Here is a 20,859-nt window from a genome sequence, read left to right as displayed (position 1 = left end):
CGCCCGTCTCGGCCAGAACCTTCGTGATCGCAGCCGTCAGCGTCGTCTTGCCATGGTCCACGTGACCGATCGTGCCGATGTTCACGTGCGGCTTGCTGCGCTCGAACTTTTCCTTACCCATCCTGCTCAAACCCGACTAGAGAGCTGTACCGACGGAGAAAACGCGGCTGCCCAAAGATTTCGGGCCCGCGAGGGTAGCATTTCCGGGATCTGGAGCGGGTGACGGGAATCGAACCCGCATAGCCAGCTTGGAAGGCTGGAGCTCTACCATTGAGCTACACCCGCGCCCGCGCGACCATAAGGGCCGCCCCGCTTGGGGCGGAGGCCGGTCACGCCTGCATCCGCGACCAGGCTGCGCTGCAGGGAAAGTGGTGGAGGGGGTTGGATTTGAACCAACGTAGGGAAAACCCGGCAGATTTACAGTCTGCTGCCATTGACCGCTCGGCCACCCCTCCATGGGTGCTTCCTGCACCGCGCCTTGGCGACGGCACTATGGAAATTCGCGGGAAGAAGTCAACGAGAATGTTGCAGAGCACGCATCCGAAGACCTTGTCCCACGATCGCGAACCGGTACCGGAGTACGGGTCCGCTTGACGAAGCCTTGTTCCCTGCCCCATGAAGAGGCCGGAACCGGCCGCGTCGAACGCGGTGTAGCGCGTTCGTAACGAAACCGAGGACCGATGTCAAACCAAGATCGCCGCCGACCGTCAAATCGTGAGTCAGCACATCGTGATCAGACACGGACCGGCCGTGGCCTGGCAAGAGGTGAGCCGGGCATGCGGCCACGCCGCGATCAGGGCGGCCGCGAGACCGGCGGCGGGCTGTGGTTCTACGGCCGCCACCCGGTCGAGGCGGCGCTGGCCAATCCGGCGCGCAGCCTGCACCGGCTCCTGGTCGCCGAGCGGTCCGAAGCCGCAAGCGACCCGAAACTCTCGGAGCTTGCCCGCCGGCGCAACCTGCAGATCGAAACCGTGCCCCGGGCCGAGATCGACCGGCGCTTCGGCGAGGATGCCGTCCATCAGGGCCTGGCTTTGCAGCTCGCCCCCCTGCCCGAGCGCGATCTCGAGGCGACGCTCGCCGCCGTGCCCGAGGGTCCGGCGCTGATCGTGGTGCTGGACCAGGTGACCGACCCGCATAATGTGGGCGCGATCCTGCGGGCTGCCGCCGCCTTCGGGGCGGCGGCGGTGATCACCACCGAACGGCGGGCGGCGCCCGAAAGCGCCGTGCTCGCCAAGGCCGCCTCGGGCACGCTCGAACTCGTGCCGCTGGTCCAGATCGGCAACCTTGCCCGTGCGCTCGACGAGCTGAAGCGGCTGGGCTGGTGGTGCGTGGGCCTCGACGGCCATGCGACGCAGGATGTCCGCGCCGCCGGCCTGCCCGAACGTCTGGCCCTGGTGATGGGCGCAGAAGGCCCGGGGCTGCGCCGGCTGACCCGCGAGACCTGCGACCTGCTGCTGCGCCTGCCGATCTCCGATCAGGTGGAAAGCCTGAACGTCGCCACGGCGACCGCCGTCGCCCTTTATGCGCTGGGCCCGGGCCGGGGCGGTGCAGAGAGGGGCGCTTCGGGCGTGTGATCCAGCGCCCGGGGCGCCGCCCCCTCGCGCGGCAGCCTCAACTCCACGGCGAGCCCGGGCATGGGCTCGCCGGGTGCCGTGTCGGACAGCACCAGCCGCCCGCCATGCAGCCGGGCCACGGCATCGGCAAGCGCAAGCCCCAGGCCGCTTCCGGGCCGGCTGCGCGCCGGATCCAGCCGGGCATAGCGCTCCACCACCCGCGCGCGTTCCGCCGCCGGAACCCCCGCTCCGCGATCCTCCACCCTGATCACGATCCAGTCCCCGTTCGCCTCGGCGGCGAGGCGGATCGCCACCGGCCCGGCGCCGTGTTTCAGGCTGTTCTCCAGCAGATTGGCCACCGCCCGCTGCAGCAGCGCCCGGTCGCCCGGTCGGGTGATGTCGGGCGTGAGAAGGCTGGTGACCGGCCGGCCCTCGTCCTCGAAGGGCAATTCGTAGATCTCGGCCAGTTCCGCGACCAGCGCCGAGATGTCTACCGGCGCCCAGGCAGTGCGGCCGGCGCCGCTTTCGGCGCGGGCGATGGTGGTCAGCGCCTCGAAGGTCTGGATCACCCGGTCGATTTCCGCCACCGCCTCGTCGAGCCCGGCGCGGGCCGCAGCCCCCTCGCCGCGCGCCACCGCCGCCGCCGCCTCTTCCGCCGAGACCCGGGCCCGGGCCAGCGGCCCGCGCAGATCATGGGCCATGGCGTCCGAGGCGAGCCGGCTTGCGGTCATCAGTCGGGCGATTTCGTCGAGCATCGCATTCACCGCATCCGCCAGACGGTCGTATTCATCGCCGCTGCCGGCCACCGGCAGCCGCTTTTCCATGTCGCCGGCCATGATCCGGCGCGCGGCCTGGGCCATGGCATCCACCCGGGCGAGCGATCGCCGGGCCAGGATCCAGCCGCCATAGAGCCCGAGCAGCAGCACCAGCCCCATCGACCAGGCCGAGGCCTCGGTCACCAGCTCGCGGAACCGGGCGCGCTCGGCCAGATCCCGGCCGACCAGCAGGCGGAAGCCGCCCGCCAGCTGATAGACCCGGACCCGGGCGGTCCGGCCGTCGGCCAGTTCGGCATCGATAGCGCCGTCGGCGGTCACCTCGGCGGCCCGCGGCCAGGCATCCAGCGTGCCCTCGATCGGTACGCCGTCGGGGGCGGCCAGCAGGTAGATGCCCCCCAGACCCATGCCGGGCGTGGCGCCGGGATTGGGCCCGGGCCGGCCGCGCGGCGCGCCGGATCTTGCCCGCACCACCTCGATCAGCCGGCCCAGCCCCTCGATCCGGTACTGTTCGGCCAGGCCCCGCACCTCGGCATCCAGGGTCTGGTCGATCTGCTGGTCGATCAGCGTCAGCGCCGCCCAGGTCACCGCCCCCAGCACGATGCCGGTCGAGGCCACGAAAACCGCCAGATACATCGCCACGATGCGCGCGGCAGAGGTCCGGCGCAGATGCCGGAACAGGCCGGCCGCATCAGCGGTCATCATGCTCTCCGTCGCCGCCGGCCGGCACTGGATCCTCCATGCCCAGCGAATAGCCGCCGCCGCGATGGGTGCGGATCAGCGGCCGGCCGAAGCCCTTGTCGATCTTCTGGCGCAGCCGGCTGACATGGACCTCGACGACATTGGTCTGCGGTTCGAAATGGAAGTCCCAGACCCCTTCATAGAGCATGGCCCGGGTCACCACCTGGCCTTCGTGGCGCATCAGGAATTCGAGCAGCCGGTATTCCTGCGGCCTGAGGTCGATGGCGCGCCCGGCCCGGGTCACCCGCCTGGTGCGCAGATCGACCTCCAGATCCGCCACCACCAGCCGGTCGGTGGCGGTGGCCTGCACCGGGCGGCGGCCCAGCGCCTCGACCCGTGCCACCAGTTCCACGGCGGCGAAGGGTTTGGAGAGATAGTCGTCGCCGCCGGCCTTCAGCCCCCGCACCCGCTCGTCGACATGGGCCAGCGCCGACAGGATCAGCACCGGCACGCCCTGGCCGGCGCCGCGCAGCGCGCCCAGCACCGCCAGCCCGTCCAGCCCCGGCAGCATCCGGTCGAGCACGATCACGTCATAGCCGCCGCCGGTGGCGAGAAACAGCCCCTCGCGCCCGTCGGGTGCCCGGTCGACGACATGGCCGGCCTCGGTCAGCGCGCGCGTCGCCTGCTGGGCGGTGCGGTCGTCATCCTCGATGATCAGGATCTTCATGGGCCGGCATGTCCCGAAGCATTGGGCAGGAAGGTTCAGAGAGGGGGTCGCAAGACCCGGTCAGAAGACGGAGCGGGCGGGCACCCCCGAATGGTGGCACCCGCCCGCATCCCCCCGCAAGCATCGCATCTGCCCTGCGCTGCCCGCGGGTCCTGGATCCGGAGCGACCAGGAGGGAGGGTCAGCCGCTCCGGACGGCGTCATTCGGGCCGGTGCGCGGCCCGGACGACGTCAACCATGAACCCGTCCGGCGGTCACTTGATCTCGACTGCCACGAAGCGGCTCTCATTGCCCCGGGCGACCAGCAGCAGAATGTGGTCGCGCTTGCGGGCCCGGGCCTCGTCGATCAGCGCCGTCACCTGCGAGGGGCGGTCGACCGCGGTGCCGGCCACCTGTTCGATCACGTCGCCGGGGCGCAGCTCCGGGCCGGGGCCGGCATGGGGCCGCTTGTCGTCGCCTTTGGGCGGCAGCATGTCGACCACGGCCACGCCCTTGACGCTGTCGTCGATGCCCAGCCGCTGGCGCAGCCCGTCATCGATCGGGGCCAGGCGCACGCCCAGCGCATCCACCGCCACACCGGCGCCCTGATCGGCATGATCGCCCTGCTGGTTGGCCGCCAGATCCTGCGGACGCTCGCCCAGGCGGATGCGGATATCCTTCTGGTCGCCCTGGCGGCGGACCGTCAGGCCCACCCGGTCGCCCGGCTGCAGATCGCCCACCTTGCGGGTCAGGTCGCGGGCATCCTTCACCGGCTGGCCGTCGATCTGCACCACCACATCGCCGCGTTCGAGCCCGGCATCGCCCGCCGGGCTGCCCGGCAACACCCGGGCGACCAGCGCGCCTTCGGGCTTGTCCATGCCCAGCGCCTCGGCGATTTCAGGCGTCAGCGGCTGGATTTCCACACCCAGCCAGCCGCGGGAGATGCTGCCGCTTTCCTTCAGCTGCGCCACCACCTTGGTCGCGATATTGGCGGGGATCGAAAAGCCGATGCCGACCGACCCGCCATTGGGGCTGTAGATGGCGGTGTTGATGCCGATCACCTTGCCGCTTTCGTCGAAGACCGGGCCGCCGCTGTTGCCGCGGTTGATCGCGGCATCGATCTGCAGGAAATCGTCATAGGGGCCGGCATTGATGTCGCGGTTGCGGGCCGAAACGATGCCGGCGGTCACCGTGCCGCCCAGGCCGAAGGGATTGCCGACCGCCAGCACCCAGTCGCCCACCCGGGCGGCGTCGCTGTCGCCGAACTGAACCGCCGGCAGGTCGTGGCCGGCCTCGATCTTCAGCAGCGCAAGGTCGGTCAGCGGGTCGCGGCCCACCAGCTTGGCGGTGTACTGGCTCTTGTCTTCCAGCGTGACCTTGATTTCGGTGGCGCCGTCGATGACGTGGTTGTTGGTCACGACATAGCCCGAGGGATCGATGATGAAGCCCGATCCCAGCGCATTCACCACCTGGGGATGGGTGGGCTGCTGGCCCTGCATGAAGGGTTCGAAGAAGCGGCGGAAGGGGGAGTTCTCGGGCAGGTCGAAGGGCAGCATCTGCTCGGGCCCGCTCGGCTGCTGCACCTCCTGGGTGGTAGAGATGTTCACCACCGCCGGCATCACCTTCTCGGCCAGCGGCGCGAAGCTTTCGGGCAGCGAAGCGGCATTGGCGGGCACCGGCGCGATCACCGTGCCGCCGACGGCGGCCAGCGGCAGGGCAAGCGCCACACCGGCCATCAGTCCGGCGCCATAGCGGCGCAGGCGGTTGGCGTGGCGGCGGGCGGCGAAATCGCGGGTGCGGATCGCGGCCGGCTGGGGAAGCTGTTCGGTCATGGCGTCAGATCCTCGGTCAGTGCAGCCTGTCCCCGTCGGGGAGGAGCGTTGGGGAAGCAGAGAGGGGGGGAAGACCTCTCCCCGGCTGCGTCGTCGAGGATCATTCAAGCAGCCGAGCCCTCACCGCCGGATGTCAGGAACATGAACGCCCGTTCATCTTTCCGACCTTCGTAGCCTTGTCCCGATCACCGTCACGCGGTATGTAGTGCGGGTGCCGTCGCGCACAGGCTGTACCCGGCCCCGGCCGGGAAGCGTCCCGGGCCCGATGCGGCGCCGGCTGCCGGATTAGCTCAATTGGTAGAGCACCCGCCTTGTAAGCGGAAGGTTGTGGGTTCAAGTCCCCCATCCGGCACCAGCGCGGCCCGCCCCCGGCCCCATGCCCCGCTGGCACACGCCGCGGCCATCCCCAGCGCGACCCGCCACCGCTCCGGTTACCGGCTTTACACAGCCTTTTCGGGAACGTCACTTAACCTGTGATGTCCGTCACTTCGCGTGCGTCCGCCGTTTCCTATAGTGACTTGCGTAGCCGTGATGCCGGCGGCAGCTCCCACTCCCCGGCATCCCGTCCATTCTGGCGCCCGTGCCCGGATGGACCCTACCCGATTGGTGCTGATGCTTGACTTGAGCCCCGCCCGGCGCGTCCGCGTGCCTTGCGGGGCTTTCTTTTTGCCCCGGCCCCGCCCGCGCAGCAGAGCGGCCCACCCGCGCTTCACCGCGGTGCAACAGCGCGTTGTGCACTGCGGGCGGGCGGCCTGATCCACAGCCGGCACAACCTGCCCGATTCTTAGGCAGCCCCTGAACGACTCGGATGGAGTCAGGGGTTTGGACTCGTTGTCCACAGACTTCTCCACCAGAACGGGGGAAAAGCTGGAGGCTTCCAGCGGACCGCAGGCGCAGCTAGTCTGAGGGGATGAGTGATCGTTCCATCGAACCGGGCGCCACCGGTACCCATCCGACCCGCTGGCTGATGACCCATTACGGGCCCTATCAGGCCAGCCTGGACGCGGCCGGCCGGCCGCAGCTTGCGCCCGATCCCGCGGATCCGGCGCCGACGCCGCTTGGTCTGGCGCTGGCGGAGGTGGATCACCGGCTGCGCATCCGCCGCCCCGCCGCCCGCCGCACCTGGCTTGCGGCGGTGGAAGCGGGCCGCGATCCGGAGGGGCATGGGCGCGGCGAGGCCCCCTTCGTGGAACTGCCCTGGGACGAGGCGCTGGATCTGGCCGCCGCGGAACTCGCCCGCATCCATCGCGACCACGGCCCCACCGCCATCTATGGCGGCAGCTATGGCTGGGGCTCCGCCGGCTGGTTCCACCGTGCCCGCGCCCAGCTGCACCGGCTGCTGGCCGCCGCCGGCGGCTTCACCATGGGGGTCGGCACCTATTCCCACGGCGCGGCCGAGCGGATGATCCCGCATGTTCTGGGGCTGGATTTCGCCGCCGCCGGCGCCGCCGCCCCCGACTGGGACGAGATCGCGACCACGACCGACATCCTGTTGAGCTTCGGCGGCATCCCGCTGCGCAACACCCAGCTCGACTGGGGCGGCATTCCCGACCACCGGGTGGGCGCCGCGCTGGCCCGCGCGCTCGATCGCGGCCTCGACATGGTCACCGTGGCGCCGATGGCCGATGATGCGGCCGCGGCCGGCCGGGCCCGATGGCTCCGCATCCGCCCCGGCACCGATGTCGCGCTGATCCTGGCCCTGCTGCATGTGCTGGTCAGCGAAGGGCTGATCGACCGGCCGGCCTTGGACCGGCTCACCCATGGCTGGCCGGTGCTGGAAGCCCATATCCTGGGCCGCGACGGCACGCCGCCCAAGACCCCGGCCTGGGCGGCCGGCATCACCGGCATCGCGGATGCCGCCATCGCCGCCCTTGCCCGGAATCTCGCCGGCCGCCGGGCGGTGATCGCCATGGCCTGGGGCGTGCAGCGCCACCAGAACGGCGAGATGGCGGTCTGGGCCGCCCATGCCCTGGCGGCGGCGCTGGGCCAGATCGGCCTGCCCGGCGGCGGGGTCGGCATCGGCTATGGCGCCGGCGGCGGCTTCGGCCTGCCCCAGACCGGGCGCCGGCCGGGGCTGATCGGGGCCTTGCCCAACCCCAACGGCATGGAGGTGCCGGTCTCGCGCTTCGCCGACATCCTGCTCGCCCCCGGCGCCACCATCGATCACGACGGCCGCCGGATCACCGCCCCCGATATCCGGCTGGTCTGGTGGGCAGGCGGCAACCCCTTCCACCATCATCAGGATCTGAACCGGCTGATCCGCGCCTGGGCGGTGCCGCGCACGATCATCGTGCAGGACATGGTCTGGACCCAGGCCGCCCGCCGCGCCGATCTGGTCCTGCCCGCCACCGGGCCGCTGGAACGCGCCGATATCGCGGGCGGCCTGCAGGGCCCCACGATCATCGCCGCCGATGCGCTGGTGCCGCCGGTGGCGGAGGCCCGCGACGATCACGCCATCCTGGCGGCCATCGCCGACCGGCTGGGCTGCCGGGCCGCCTTCGATGACGGGCTCGACGCCGAAGCCTGGCTCGCGCGGCTCTGGGATCGCGCCCGCAATGGCGCCCCCAACCTGCCCGATCTGCCCGACCTGCCCGATCTGGCCGGCCTGCGCGCCCTGGGGCGGATCGACCCCGCCCCCCTGCCCGATGCCGCCCGACAGCGCGCCGGCAGGCTTGTCCACTTCCGTGCCGACCCGGAGGCCGGGAAGCTGCCGACACCCTCGGGGCGCATCGAACTGGCGTCGGACAGGATCGCGGCCATGGGGCTTCCGGGCCATCCCTGCTGGCAGCCGCCGGCCGAATGGGCGGGCAGCGACCTCACCGCCCGTTTCCCCCTGCATCTGCTGTCGCCCCAGCCGGCGACGCGGCTGCACGGCCAGCTGGACCATGCCGCCCCGTCGCTTGCGGCCAAGCATGACGGGCGCGAGCGGGTGATGCTGCATCCCGATGATGCCGCCGCCCGCGGCATTGCCGATGGCGACTGCGTGATGATCTGGAATGATCGCGGTGCCTGCCTTGCCGCGGCCCGCCTTTCCACCGACATCATGCCCGGCGTGGCGGCCCTGCCGACCGGCGCCTGGTATGATCCCTCTCCCACCCTGAAGGATGCCGCCGGCCGGCCGGTCTGCCGCCACGGCAATCCCAACCTGCTCACCCGCGATGCCGGCTCTTCGCCGATCGCCCAGGCGCCGGCCGCCCAGACCTGTCTGGTCGACATCCGGCGCGTCGATCCGGCCACCGCCGCCGCGGAACGCCCCAGCCCCCATGAAGGCCCGATGTTCGCAGATCGAGACACCGTAACGACCGTCAGCCCCGACACCGGACCCGCCGCATGAGCCGAGGCATGCGCCGCGGCGGGGGCCTGCCCGCCGATCTGCCGCCGGCACCGGTGGAGCGGCCGCAATTCGCCGCCGCCCGCGACCTGCTGCCCTATCTCTGGCCCCGCGGCCGCACCGACATGAAGATGCGGGTGGTGTTCGCTTTGCTGGCGCTGGTCGGTGCCAAGGCGGCGATGCTGACCGTGCCGCTGTTCTACAAGCAGGCGGTCGATGCGCTGGGCACCGGGGCCGGCACGGCCGCGACCGCGGTCACCGTGCCGGTGATGCTGATCCTGGCCTATGGCGTGGCGCGCCTGGCCGGCCAGGCGCTGGGCGATGTCCGCGATGCAGTCTTCGCCCGCGTCGCCCAGAACGCCACCCGCGCCGCCGGCCTCGACGTCTTCCGCCACCTGCATCGGCTAAGCCTGCGCTTCCATCTGGAGCGGCGCACCGGGGCGCTGGCGCGCGCCATCGAGCGCGGCGTCCAGGGCATCCAGTTCCTGCTGTCGACGGTGCTGTTCAGCATCGTGCCGACGCTGATCGAACTCTGCCTGGTCGCGGTGGTGCTCTGGCGGCTCTATGACTGGCGCTTCGCGGCGGTGACGCTCGCCACCGTCGGCATCTATGTCGCCTTCACCATCCGGGTCTCGGAGCTGCGCGTCGTTCATCGCCGGGTGATGAACGAACGCGACCAGGAAGCCGGCGGCCGGGCGATGGACAGCCTGCTCAACTATGAAACGGTGAAGTATTTCGGGGCCGAAACCCGCGAGGCGGAGCGCTATGACCGTGCGCTCGCCGCCTATGAAACCGCAGCGGTCCGCGCCCAGCTGTCGCTGTCCGGCCTCAATGTCGGCCAGGGGCTGATCATCGCCTCGGGGCTGGTCGCGATCATGCTGCTGGCGGCAAGCGGCATCGCCGACGGCAGCATGACCATCGGCGATTTCGTCGCGGTGAACGCCTATCTGATCCAGCTTTATGTGCCGCTCAACGTGCTGGGCTTCGTCTACCGGCAGCTGCGCCAGTCGCTGACCGATATGGAGACCATGTTCTCGCTGGCGGCGGTGGCGCCAGAGGTCGCCGATCGCCCGGACGCCCCGCCGCTTCGGGTCACCGGCGGCGAGATCCGGTTCGAAGACGTCGTCTTCGGCTACGATCCGCGCCGGCCGATCCTGAAGGGGTTGCGCTTCACCGCCCGCGCCGGCAGCACCGTCGCCATCGTCGGCCCTTCGGGCGCCGGCAAATCCACGGTCTCGCGGCTGATGTTCCGCTTCTTCGACCCCGGCTCCGGCCGGATCCTGATCGATGGCCAGGAGATCGGGGCGGTCGCCCAGGAAAGCCTGCGGGCCGCGATCGGCATGGTTCCGCAGGATCCCGTGCTGTTCAACGACACGCTGGGCTACAACGTCGCCTATGGCCGCCCCGATGCCACGCCCGACGAGATCCGCACCGTGCTCGACCGCGCGGCGCTGGGGCCCCTGCTCGCCAGCCTGCCCGACGGGCTGGAAACCCGGGTGGGCGAACGCGGGCTGAAGCTTTCAGGCGGAGAGAAGCAGCGGGTGGCGATCGCCCGCGCCCTGCTGAAAGATCCGCCGATCCTGATCTTCGACGAGGCGACATCGGCCCTCGACACCCGTACCGAGGCCGCGATCCGCGACGGGCTGGCGCTGGCCGGGCGCGGCCGCACCATGCTGGTCATCGCCCATCGCCTGTCGACCATCGTCGATGCCGATCTGATCGTGGTGATGGAAGACGGCCGGGCGGTCGAACAGGGCCGCCATGACGAGCTGGTCGCCGCTGGCGGGCTCTATGCCCGGCTTTGGGCGCAGCAGAGTGCCGAGCCCGAGGCGGTCGAGCGTGGATCATCGGAAGAGGCGGCATCATGACCCGACGCACAAAGACCGCGTCTTTTCCCGAGGTCGCCGTGGCCAAAAGTCCGATGCGCATCGCCACCCTGCTGGTGGTCGGGCTGGTCTGGATCGCCGCCTGTGCCTGGTTCGCGGTCCAGGGGCTGAGCGGCGCGATCGAGGATCCGGCGGCGCTGCTGGTGTTCTCGGCCCTGCTCGCCGGCATCGCCGGGATGCTGGTCTGGACGGTGATCGATCTCGTCCGCCGCCCGGGGCCGGTGATGGTGCTGGCGAAGGACGGGCTGATCGCGCCCTTCCTCGGCAGCGACCGGCCGATCCCCTGGGCGGATGTCCAGATGCGCCGCTCGGCACTCGGCGCCTGGTTCATGGGCATCGTGCTCGCGGTCAGGATCGACCCCACCATCCATACCGGCCGCCCCGGCCCCGCCCGGCTGTTCGGCCCCGGGGGCCGGCGGCTCGACGACGGCCGGGTCGAGGTCGACATCGCCCTGCCCAACATCTTTGCCGGCGGGCGCGAAAAGGTCATCGCGATGATCATGCAGCGCCATGTGCCGGCGGCGCTGGCCGCGGCGGGCATCCCGCCCGGCGGCAGGAAGCGCTGAGGCAACCGGGAGACGTCCGGAAGCCGGATATGTCCCGAAGCCGGGATACGTCCGGAAGTATGTGCTGCATTGCAAAAGGCGCATTGGGCAAACGCCGCCTGCGGGCCTAACTTTCAGTCATCGAACACGACCGCTCCGGCGCGGCGCCCGACAGTCACGGACGCCCCGGAGCCGACTGAAACCGGAGCCTCACCCCATGGCCGCCACCAAGATCGCCCAGGTCCCCTCTCAGGACGAAATCGACGCGCTGATCCGCGAAGCCCGCCAGATGCGCGCCCGCGCCTTCGCCCAGTCGATCGAAAACCTCTTCGCCCGCATCGGCCGCCTGTTCGGCGGTCACCAGGGCACCAATGGCGGCCTCGCCGCCCGCTGACCGGATCTCCCTTCCGGCAGTTCCCACGCCCCCGCATATCCGTGCTGCAGCGCAGCATATCCCGGACGTCGTGCCGTCGGTTCGGGGACTTGCCACAGCCCGGTCTCGACCATGAGGCGCCGACCCGTTAAGGTCGGCGCCTCATGTCGTTCGGGGCCCGGATACCGGGTGCCACAGTGTTTCGGGAAGGTCAGACAGTGGCATCGGATACCCCCCGCGCCGCAACCGACGCCACGATCGATCGCACGACCCGCCGCCGCGCCATGGCGGCACTGGTGCTGACCGTCACCTTCTGGTCGTTCAACTTCGTGGTCGGCCGGGCGGTCGCCGGGCAGATCCCGCCGCTGACCCTGTCTTTCCTGCGCTGGTTCTTCGCCTTCCTGCTGTTCAGCCTGATCGCCTGGCCGCATGTCCTGCGCGACCGGTCGGGCCTGATCCGGGCCTGGCCCAAGCTGCTGCTGATGGGGCTGACCTCGGTCGCCGGCTACAACACTTTCGTCTATCTGGCGCTGGAGCGGACCACCGCGATCAACGCCGTCATCCTGAACGCCACCATGCCGATCGCGATCGCGGTGATGGCGGCGCTGGCCGGCGTCGACCGGCTGGGCCGCAACCAGCTGGCCGGGATCGTCGTCTCCTTCTGCGGCGTCGCCTATATCGTCGCCGGCGGCGACCCCATGGCGCTGCTGCATCTGAAGATCGGCGCGGGCGATCTGTGGATTCTGGGCGCCACGCTGTCCTGGGGCGTCTATTCGGTGGCGCTGCGCTTCAAGCCGGCCTGGCTGCACCCCTTTTCGCTGCTCTGGGCCAATATGCTGATCGGCATGCTGGCGCTCAGCCCGCTGGCGCTGACCGAAGTGCTCGACGGCCGCCTGCCGGTGGTCTCGGCGACCACGGTGGCGGCGATCGCCTATGTCGCGATCTTCCCCTCGATCATCGCCTATATCCTGTGGAACGGCGCGGTGGCGAAGATCGGCCCCAATCGCGCCGGGCTGTTCATGCATCTGATGCCGATCCTGACGCCGGTCTGGAGCATGCTGTTCCTGGGCGAAAGGCTGGGGCCCCATCATCTGGTCGGCGGCATCGCCATCCTGGCCGGGCTGGTGCTCACCACCAGGACACCCCGGGCCGCCCGCGGCTGACCGGGGGGCACCCTGTCGCTGAATGGGTGATCCGCCACCGGAGCCGGGCCGTATAGTGACGTGAACCCTGCCGGACATGCCGGCATGCCCGTCACGTCCCTGCCCCGCCGAGGTCCGATGACCGACCGTCCCCTGATCGTCTGGTTCCGCCAGGATCTGCGCATCGCCGACAACCCGGCGCTTCATCGCGCATCCCGGAGCGGCAGCCGGCTGGTCTGCGTCTATGTCCATGAAGACGACGATCCCGCCCATGACGACGTGCCGGCGCCGCGGCCGCTCGGCGGTGCGGCGCGCTGGTGGCTGCATCAATCGCTCCTGGCGCTCGACGACGATCTGCGGGCGATCGGCGGCCGGCTGCTGCTGCTGAAGGGGCCGGCCGCGCGCGAGATCCCGGCGCTCGCCCGCCGGATCGGGGCCGGGGCCGTGCTGGTCAACCGGGTCTATGATCCCGAAGGCGCCGCCCGCGACCGGGCCATCGCCGAACGCCTCAAGGCCGACGGCATCCACATGGCCGGCCACAACGCCCTGCTGCTCCACGAGCCCTGGACGATCGAGACGAAAACCGGCGGCCCCTATCAGGTCTTCACCCCGTTCTGGCGCGCCGCCCGCGACAAGGGGGAGATCCCGCCGCCGCTGGCCGCACCCGACCGGCTGGACCTGGTCGAAGACGCGCCGGAAGGCGTGCCGCTCGTCTCTCTGAACCTGCTGCCGCGGATCGACTGGGCGGGCGGCATCGCCGCCAGCTGGACGCCCGGATCCGCCGGCGCCCGCGACCGTCTGGCCGGCTTCCTGAACCGCGCCCTCACCGGCTACAAGCCCGATCGCGACCGGCCGGCGGGGGAGACGACCTCGCGGCTGTCGCCGCATCTGCGCTTCGGCGAGATCGGCCCGCGCACGGTCTGGCATGCCGTCCACCATGCGATCGAAGCCCAGGGGCTGGAAGGGCCGGCGCGGGCCTCGGCCGACACCTTCCTCACCGAGCTGGGCTGGCGCGAATTCAGCTATCACCTGCTGCATCATTTCCCGCATCTGCCGGCACGCGACCTTAAAGAGACGCTGACCGGCTTTCCCTGGCGAGAGGATGCCGCGGCACTCGATGCCTGGCAGCGCGGCCGGACCGGTTATCCGATCGTCGATGCCGGCATGCGCCAGCTCTGGCACACCGGCTGGATGCACAACCGGGTGCGGATGGTGGTCGCCTCCTTCCTGGTCAAGCATCTGATGATCTGGTGGAAGCCGGGCGAGGCCTGGTTCTGGGACACGCTGGTCGATGCCGATCCGGCCAGCAACACCGCCAGCTGGCAATGGTCGGCCGGCACCGGCGCCGATGCCGCCCCCTATTTCCGGATCTTCAACCCGGTGCTGCAGGGCGAGCGGTTCGACGGCGACGGCGCCTATGTCCGCCGCTGGGTGCCCGAGCTTGCAAAACTGCCCGACCGCTATCTGCACAAACCCTGGACGGCCCCCGCCTCCGTCCTCGCCACCGCCGGCATCAGGCCCGGCCAGACCTATCCCGCCCCGATCGTCGATCACGATCAGGCCCGCGAGCGTGCGCTTGCGGGATATGCGCGGACCCGCAAGGAGTGAGCCGGATGTACGGTCTGAACGAGATCGAGCAGGCGGGCGGGACCGCCGAACGCCTTCGGCCGGTGGCGGTGATCGGCGCCGGCGGGGCCGGGCTGGCCGCCGCCTGGGCACTGGCCCGGTCCGGCCGGCCGGTGACGCTGATGGAGCGCGAGCCCCGTGCCGGCGGCCACATCAACACCATCGATGCCGGCCCGGCGCTGGGCAGCCCGCATCCGGTGCCGGTCGATACCGGCTTCATCGTCTATAACGAGCGCAACTACCCCAATCTGGTCCGGCTGTTCGGGGCGCTCGACACCGAAACCGCCGCCAGCGACATGTCGTTTTCGGTCAGCCTGGCGGGGGGCGCCTATGAATATCGCGGCAGTGCCGGCGGGCTGTTCGCCGCCCGCCGCAACCTGATCGACATGGGCCATTGGCGGATGCTGCGCGACATGCACCGCTTCAACCGCCAGGCCCCGGCGCTCGCCGTCGACGGCACCGAAAGCCTGGGGCGGTTCCTCGACCGCAACGGCTTCTCGACCGATTTCGCCCGCCGCTATCTGCTGCCGATGGGGGCGGCGATCTGGTCGGCGCCGATCGCGACCCTGCTGGACTTTCCCGCCGAAAGCTTCGTGCGCTTCTTCCGCAACCATGCCCTGCTCGACTATCGCGGCCGGCCGGTCTGGCGCACGGTGGCCGGCGGCACGCGCAGCTATGCCGATCGGGTCCTGGCCCATCCGCTGATCACGCTCGAAACCTCGGCGGGGGTGGAGGCGGTGATCCGCAGCCCGGCCGGGCCGATGGTGAAATGCCGCGGCCGCATGGCCGAGACCTTCTCGGCCGTCATCCTCGCCACCCATGCCGACGAGGCACTGGCCCTGCTCGACCGGCCCGATGCCGCCGAGCGTCGGGTTCTGGGGGCCTTCGGCTACCAGCCCAACCGGGCGGTGCTGCACCGCGACCCCCGGCTGATGCCCCGCCGCCGGCGGGCCTGGGCGTCCTGGAACTATCTGGGCCATACCGACGGCAGCGGCGCCGAACAGCTGGCGGTCAGCTACTGGATGAACCGGTTGCAGCCGCTTGCGACCGACACCGACATCTTCGTCACGCTCAACCCGCCGGTTGAGCCGCACGACATCATCGCCGACATCACCTATGCCCATCCGGTCTTCGATGCCGCCGCCATCGCCGCCCAGCCGGCCCTGGCAGGTCTTCAGGGTGCTGGCGGTGTCTGGTTCGCCGGGGCGCATTTCGGCTTCGGCTTCCACGAGGATGCCTGCGCCAGCGGCCTGGCGGCGGCGGTGATGGCCGGCGCCGATCTGCCCTGGCGGGAGCTGCTGGGCGAGGCGACCCTGCGCCGCCTGCCGGCCCTGACCGCCCTGCCCGCGCGGATCGAGGCCCGCAGCCGCAGCTGGGCCCTGGCTGCGGAATAGGCGGCACTCCCGACGACGCCACGTCTGGATTTGTCCGCGCATTGCCCCCATCCTGAACCCGTGACGGTTCATTCGCTGCAGCCACCGGAGGCCGCATGAGGATCGAAGGCGGGCTCGGATCTGCGAAGGTGATGCACCGGCGGCTGCGGCCGCGGGAGAATGCCTTCGTCTATCCGGCCTTTTACGTCGCCCTGCCCCTGGACCGGATCGACCGGGCCGGCAACGCCCTGTTCGGGGTGGACCGTCTGCGCCCGCTCGCCCTGCTCACCCGCGATCACGGCCCCCGCGACGGCAGCCCCTGGCGGCCCTGGCTTCAGGACATTCTGGACCGTTTCGGCCTTGGCGATCTGGGCACCGGCAACGTGCTGCTGATGACCCATCCCCGGGTCTTCGGGCATGTGTTCAACCCGGTCAGCTTCTGGTTCGTGCGCGATGACGACGGCCGTTTACGGGCGGTGCTGGCCGAGGTCAACAACACCTTCGGCGACCGGCACAATTACCTCGTGGCCCATGACGACGGCCGGCCGATCCAGGCGCATGACCGGATCCAGGCCCGCAAGGTGTTCCACGTCTCGCCGTTCTGTGCCGTCGACGGCCATTACCTCTTCCGCTTCCGGGTGGAAGACGGGGTGATCTCGGCGGCGATCGATTATCATGACGCGGCCGGCCCGCTGCTGCTCACCGCCGTCACCCTGACGCGCCGACCGCTGGATCTCGCCAATGCCGCCCGGCTGCTGGCGTCGATGCCGGTGATGACGCTCCAGGTGGTGGCGCGGATCCACTGGCAGGCGCTCAGGCTCTGGCTGCGCGGCACTAGGTTTCACCGCCGCCCGGCCCCACCGATGGAGGAGACGACCCGATGAGCACGGACAGCCTGTCCCCGGGAAGCGGTTTCGCAGGCCCGGCCGGCCTTGCCGGCCTGGATCTGCCGGGCTTCTTCAGCGGCATCCTGGGGCGCTGGGCCGTGGGCGAGCTGACGGTCATCCTGCCCGACGGGCACAAGGTCACCGCCCGGGGCGCCACGCCGGGCGAACATGCGGTGCTGCGCCTCACCGACTGGTCGGTGGTCCGCCGCTGCCTGAAGCGCGGCGCGGTCGGCTTTGCCGAGGCCTATATGGACGGCGCGGTCGATACCGACGATCTGGTCGCCCTGCTCACCCTGCTCGCCCGCAATGAAGAGGCGATCGCCCGCGGCTTTTCGGGCGGGCGCACCGCGCGTCTTCTGGGCTGGATGGCCCATGCCCTGTTCCGCCGCAACAGCCGGCGCGGGTCGAAGCGCAACATCCACGCCCATTACGACCTGGGCAACAGCTTCTACGCCCTCTGGCTCGACGACAGCATGACCTATTCCTCGGGCATCTACGGACCGGACGGAACCGGCGATCTGGCGGCCGCCCAGGCCGCCAAATACGACCGCCTGCTCGACCGGATCGCCCTGGCGGACGGGCCGCGCGGCGCGCCGGGCCGGGTGCTGGAGATCGGCTGCGGCTGGGGCGGCTTTGCCGAACGCGCCACCGCCCGCGGCCACCACGTCCACGGCATCACCATCAGCCGCGCCCAGCTGGACCATGCCCGCGCCCGTGCCCGCGACGGCGGCTGGGCCGATCGGGCGCATCTGGAATTCCGCGACTATCGCGACCTTCAGGGCCGCTACGACCATATCGTGTCGATCGAGATGATCGAGGCGGTGGGCGAGCGCTGGTGGCCGACCTATTTCCGCACCCTCGCCGACCGCCTGGCGCCGGGCGGCCGGGCCCTGGTCCAGGCGATCACCATCGACGAGCGGCACTACCAGCGCTACCGGCGCGGTGCGGATTTCATCCAGCGCTACGTCTTCCCCGGCGGCATGCTGCCGACCCGCACGGTCATCCGCGCCCAGGCCGCCGCGGTCGGGCTGACCGTCACCGATGAATTCGCCTTCGGGCGCGACTATGCCCGCACCCTGGTCGCCTGGCTCGCCCGGTTCGACGCCGCCCGCGCCCGCGTGCTCGCCGCCGGGTTCGACACCCGGTTCATCCGGCTCTGGCGGTACTACCTCGCCTATTGCGCCGCCGGGTTCGAAACCGGCCGCATCGATGTGGTTCAGGTGGAGATGGCCCATGGCCGATGACCGACGACGCACCGCCCCCCTGCTCCGCCGGCTGGAAAGCTGGCGGGGCCGCAGGGTCTGGCTGATCGGCGCCAGCGACGGCATCGGCCGCGAACTGGCCCGCCTGCTCGCCGCCGACGGCGCCCGGCTTGCGGTCAGCGCCCGCCGCGCCGACGAGCTGGACGCGCTGGCCCGCGATCTCGGCCCCGAAGCCCTGGCGCTCCCCGTCGATGCCACCGATCAGGCGGCCCTCACCGCCGCCGCCGCCCGTCTGGAGGCCGCCTGGGGCGCCGTCGACCATGTGATCTACACCGCCGGCGTCTACTGGCCGATGGGCATCGACACATTCGATGTCGAAAAGGCCGCGAAGATGATCGAGGTCAACCTGACCGGCGGTCTCAGGGTCACCGCCGCGGCCCTGCCCCTGCTTGAACGCGGCAACGCACCGCAGCTTGCCCTCACCGCCAGCGCTTCGGCCTATCGCGGCCTGCCGCGGGCGATCGGCTATGGCGCCTCCAAGGCCGGGCTCTACAATCTGGCCGAAACCCTGGCGGTGGAACTGGCGCCGCGCGGCATCGATGTCCGGGTGGTCAATCCCGGCTTCGTCCGCACCCGGCTGACCAGCATGAACGATTTCCGCATGCCGGACATGATCGAGCCCGAGGCCGCCGCGCGGGCGATGCGCGACGGGCTGGCCTCGCGCCGTTTCCACATCCGGTTCCCGAAGCGCTTCACCGGCCTGCTGGCGGCCGCCCGGATCCTGCCCAGCCGCTGGTGGCTGGCGCTCTCGGCCGGCCTCGTAAAGGGTTGACTGGTGAAGGGATGATGGGCCGGCGAAGCGCCGCTCAGACCGGCGCCGCCAGCCGGCGCCGGATCATCCGCAGCACCGCCCCCAGTACCGGCACCCGCTCGTAAAGCTGTGCCGCCGGGTCCCAATGGTCGATATGGGCCAGCACCCGGCCGTCTTCCGCCAGCGTCACCTCGCTCATGCCCTCCAGCGTGAAGGGCTGGGTTCGGCCCTTGCGCCGGGCGGTGAACCGCCAGCGGATAAGGCCCGTGGCGCCGTCTGAGGCGCGGGCCGTCACGCGGAAGCGCGGCGCCTCCAGCGTCTCGAACATATGGGCCAGCAGCGCCTTCACCCGGTCGCGCCCGGTCACGTCGTTGAACGGGTCGGCAAAGCGCAGCTCCGCCACCGCCAGATCCCCGATCCGGTCCAGGCTTTCGGGCGACAGGCTCTCGAAAAAGCTGCACCAGGCGTCCAGCCCGGCATGCATCCGGTCGGTCATGCGAAAAGATCCCCCGTGGCGTCCCTCGGGCCGTCCGTCGGCCGGCCGAAGCCCCGGTCGCTGCCGTGCCGGTCCAGATGGGTCAGGAAATCCGCAGCCTGGCGTCCCAGCGCCGCCACCCGCGCCGGGGCCATCCGGTCCAGGGAGCGATAGGCCAGCGCCAGCCGCGGATTGCCGCCCAGCCGCCGGCGGTTGCGGATCAGGAAATCCCAGTAGAGCGCATTGAACGGGCAGGCGCCATCGCCGGTCGGCCGCTTGGGATCATAGCGGCAGCCGCGGCAATGATCCGACATGCGCGAGATATAGCCGGCCCCGGCCGCATAGGGCTTGCTCGCCATCCGCCCGCCATCGGCATGAAGCGCCATGCCCTGCACATTGGGCAGTTCCACCCAGTCCACCGCATCGGCATAGACCGCCAGATACCAGGCGGCGACCTCCTCCGGCCGGGCGCCGGTCAGCAGCGCGAAATTGCCCGTCACCATCAGCCGCTGGATGTGATGGGCATAGCCGGTGCGGAGCGTCTGGCCCAGGGCCGCCGCCATGCAGGCCATGTCGGTCTCGCCCGACCAGTACATCCAGGGCAAGGGGCGGCGGGCATCCAGCGCATTGGTCGCGGCATAGCCCGGCATCTCCAGCCAATAGATCCCGCGGACATATTCCCGCCAGCCCAGGATCTGGCGGATGAAGCCCTCGACCGCGGCGAGCGGCGCCCGCCCCTCGGCCCATGCCGCCTCGGCCCGCCGGCAGACCTCCAGCGGTTCCAGCAGGCCCAGATTGAGCGCGGGTGAGATCCGGGCATGAAACAGCACCTCCTCCCCCGCCGCCATCGCATCCTGATAGTCGCCGAACCGCTCCAGCCGCCGGGTGATGAAATCTTCCAGCGCCGTCAGCGCCTGGGCCCTGGTCACCGGCCAGTCGAAACCGGCGGTGTCGCCGACATGGGTCCCGAACCGCGCATCGACCAGCCGGATCACCGCACGGGTGACCTCATCGGGCGGAAAGCCCGCCGGTGCCGGCGGCCGCCCGCCCGCCGCCTTCGCATCGAAGGGCTTGCGGTTCTCGGCATCGAAATTCCACCGCCCGCCCGCCGGGCTGTCGCCGTCATCGGCCATCAGCAGCCCGGTCCGGCGGCGCATCATCCGGTAGAAATGCTCCATCCGCAGCTGGCGGCGCCCGCGCGCCCAGTCGCGGAAATCATTCCGGCTGCACAGGAAACGGGTGTCCGGGCGGATGTCCAGATCCACGCCCGCGGCCGCGGCCGCCCGGATCAGCGCCTGTTCCACCCGCCAGTCGCCGGCTTCGGTCATCACCACCCGCCGGGCGCCGTGCCGGGCGATGGCGCGTGTCAGCTCCCCCGCCAGGCTGCCGCTATTGCCGGCATCATCCAGCGCCACATAGTCGACCGTCAGCCCACCGCCCATTGGCCCACCGCCCATTGGCCCACCGGCCACGAGATCAGCGGCGAAATGGCGCATGGCCGACAGGAAGAGCGCGATCCGCACCCGGCTGGACGGCACATGGGTCGCCTCTTCGGCGACCTCGGCCATCAGGATCACATCCGCCTCGCCGGGCTGCGCGCCGTCGAGCGCGGTCAGCCCCCGGCTCAGCTGGTCACCCAGCACCAGGCGCAGCGTCCGGGCCAT

General features: G+C 70.7%; 17 protein-coding genes and 3 tRNA genes. 12 read left to right on the top strand and 8 right to left on the bottom strand.

The genetic code is table 11. The annotated features are described in order from the left end of the window. The 3 genes from WI697_RS17255 to WI697_RS17245 form a co-directional block, all read right to left on the bottom strand. Positions 1 to 121, bottom strand: a 121-nt coding sequence (locus tag WI697_RS17255; RefSeq protein WP_345959305.1) for a GTP-binding protein, incomplete at its 3' end; no start/stop codon positions are given. A 90-nt stretch (positions 122 to 211) separates the two neighbouring features. Further along, a tRNA-Gly gene (locus tag WI697_RS17250) sits at positions 212 to 285 on the bottom strand. A gap of 84 nt (positions 286 to 369) precedes the next feature. Then, positions 370 to 455, bottom strand: a tRNA-Tyr gene (locus tag WI697_RS17245). Positions 456 to 776: 321 nt separating this feature from the next. On the opposite strand from WI697_RS17245, the gene rlmB reads away from it, so the two are divergent. Continuing rightward, complete coding sequence (rlmB, locus tag WI697_RS17240; RefSeq protein ID WP_345959299.1) at positions 777 to 1,574, top strand: 23S rRNA (guanosine(2251)-2'-O)-methyltransferase RlmB; 798 nt, start codon at positions 777 to 779, stop codon at positions 1,572 to 1,574. On the opposite strand, the gene WI697_RS17235 is transcribed toward rlmB, so the two are convergent. From WI697_RS17235 to WI697_RS17225, 3 genes are all read right to left on the bottom strand, one after another. Then, positions 1,520 to 3,028 carry a HAMP domain-containing sensor histidine kinase gene (locus WI697_RS17235; protein ID WP_345959298.1) on the bottom strand — a complete coding sequence of 503 codons (1,509 nt, stop codon included), beginning with the start codon at positions 3,026 to 3,028 and terminating at the stop codon, positions 1,520 to 1,522. The genes rlmB and WI697_RS17235 overlap by 55 nt on opposite strands. Next, positions 3,018 to 3,734 carry a response regulator transcription factor gene (locus WI697_RS17230; RefSeq protein WP_014746165.1) on the bottom strand — a complete coding sequence of 239 codons (717 nt, stop codon included), beginning with the start codon at positions 3,732 to 3,734 and terminating at the stop codon, positions 3,018 to 3,020. The genes WI697_RS17235 and WI697_RS17230 overlap by 11 nt, the downstream gene beginning before the upstream one ends. Positions 3,735 to 3,987: 253 nt before the next feature. After that, positions 3,988 to 5,544, bottom strand: coding sequence for a DegQ family serine endoprotease (locus tag WI697_RS17225; RefSeq protein WP_345959297.1), 1,557 nt, complete (start codon positions 5,542 to 5,544; stop codon positions 3,988 to 3,990). Between the two features lie 279 nt (positions 5,545 to 5,823). Here WI697_RS17225 and WI697_RS17220 point away from each other — a divergent pair. The 11 genes from WI697_RS17220 to WI697_RS17170 all read left to right on the top strand — a co-directional run bounded on the left by WI697_RS17220 (position 5,824) and on the right by WI697_RS17170 (position 18,741). Beyond that, positions 5,824 to 5,899 (top strand) — tRNA-Thr (locus WI697_RS17220). Positions 5,900 to 6,454: 555 nt separating this feature from the next. After that, positions 6,455 to 8,878, top strand: a complete 2,424-nt coding sequence (locus tag WI697_RS17215; protein WP_345959296.1) for a molybdopterin-dependent oxidoreductase — start codon at positions 6,455 to 6,457, stop codon at positions 8,876 to 8,878. Then, entirely contained in the window at positions 8,875 to 10,743 is a 1,869-nt protein-coding gene (locus WI697_RS17210; protein WP_231889493.1) for an ABCB family ABC transporter ATP-binding protein/permease, read from the top strand. The genes WI697_RS17215 and WI697_RS17210 overlap by 4 nt, the downstream gene beginning before the upstream one ends. Further along, a complete protein-coding gene (locus WI697_RS17205) occupies positions 10,740 to 11,327 on the top strand; it encodes a hypothetical protein (RefSeq protein WP_345959295.1) in 588 nt (195 codons plus the stop codon). Before WI697_RS17210 ends, WI697_RS17205 begins: the two co-directional genes overlap by 4 nt. A 196-nt stretch (positions 11,328 to 11,523) precedes the next feature. Further along, on the top strand, positions 11,524 to 11,700 hold the full coding sequence (locus tag WI697_RS17200) for an RSP_7527 family protein (RefSeq protein WP_014746170.1): 177 nt from the start codon (positions 11,524 to 11,526) through the stop codon (positions 11,698 to 11,700). Between the two features lie 197 nt (positions 11,701 to 11,897). Beyond that, on the top strand, positions 11,898 to 12,842 hold the full coding sequence (locus WI697_RS17195; protein ID WP_062767522.1) for a DMT family transporter: 945 nt from the start codon (positions 11,898 to 11,900) through the stop codon (positions 12,840 to 12,842). A gap of 117 nt (positions 12,843 to 12,959) precedes the next feature. After that, the gene (locus tag WI697_RS17190; protein ID WP_345959294.1) at positions 12,960 to 14,429 is read left to right on the top strand and encodes a cryptochrome/photolyase family protein; all 1,470 of its coding nucleotides are present in this window, start codon (positions 12,960 to 12,962) and stop codon (positions 14,427 to 14,429) included. A gap of 5 nt (positions 14,430 to 14,434) precedes the next feature. After that, positions 14,435 to 15,841 carry an NAD(P)/FAD-dependent oxidoreductase gene (locus WI697_RS17185; RefSeq protein WP_345959293.1) on the top strand — a complete coding sequence of 469 codons (1,407 nt, stop codon included), beginning with the start codon at positions 14,435 to 14,437 and terminating at the stop codon, positions 15,839 to 15,841. 95 nt (positions 15,842 to 15,936) lie between these two features. Beyond that, positions 15,937 to 16,704: a DUF1365 domain-containing protein gene (locus tag WI697_RS17180; RefSeq protein ID WP_062767516.1), complete on the top strand. Its 768-nt coding sequence runs from the start codon at positions 15,937 to 15,939 to the stop codon at positions 16,702 to 16,704. Next, positions 16,701 to 17,951 (top strand): cyclopropane-fatty-acyl-phospholipid synthase family protein, encoded by a 1,251-nt coding sequence (locus WI697_RS17175; RefSeq protein WP_345959292.1) that lies wholly within the window; start codon positions 16,701 to 16,703, stop codon positions 17,949 to 17,951. Before WI697_RS17180 ends, WI697_RS17175 begins: the two co-directional genes overlap by 4 nt. After that, positions 17,941 to 18,741, top strand: a complete 801-nt coding sequence (locus WI697_RS17170) for an SDR family NAD(P)-dependent oxidoreductase (protein WP_062767511.1) — start codon at positions 17,941 to 17,943, stop codon at positions 18,739 to 18,741. Before WI697_RS17175 ends, WI697_RS17170 begins: the two co-directional genes overlap by 11 nt. 34 nt (positions 18,742 to 18,775) lie before the next feature. Here the strand turns inward: WI697_RS17170 and WI697_RS17165 are convergent, their stop codons facing one another. Both WI697_RS17165 and WI697_RS17160 read right to left on the bottom strand, forming a co-directional pair. Beyond that, a complete protein-coding gene (locus WI697_RS17165) occupies positions 18,776 to 19,216 on the bottom strand; it encodes a nuclear transport factor 2 family protein (RefSeq protein WP_298652558.1) in 441 nt (146 codons plus the stop codon). Then, positions 19,213 to 20,859, bottom strand: coding sequence for a cryptochrome/photolyase family protein (locus WI697_RS17160; protein ID WP_345959291.1), 1,647 nt, complete (start codon positions 20,857 to 20,859; stop codon positions 19,213 to 19,215). Before WI697_RS17160 ends, WI697_RS17165 begins: the two co-directional genes overlap by 4 nt.

This window comes from Tistrella mobilis (genome assembly GCF_039634785.1).
GTDB classification, from domain to species: domain Bacteria; phylum Pseudomonadota; class Alphaproteobacteria; order Tistrellales; family Tistrellaceae; genus Tistrella; species Tistrella mobilis.
Note: the sequence above shows the minus strand (reverse complement) of the source record. Positions and strands in the feature narration are given on the sequence as shown.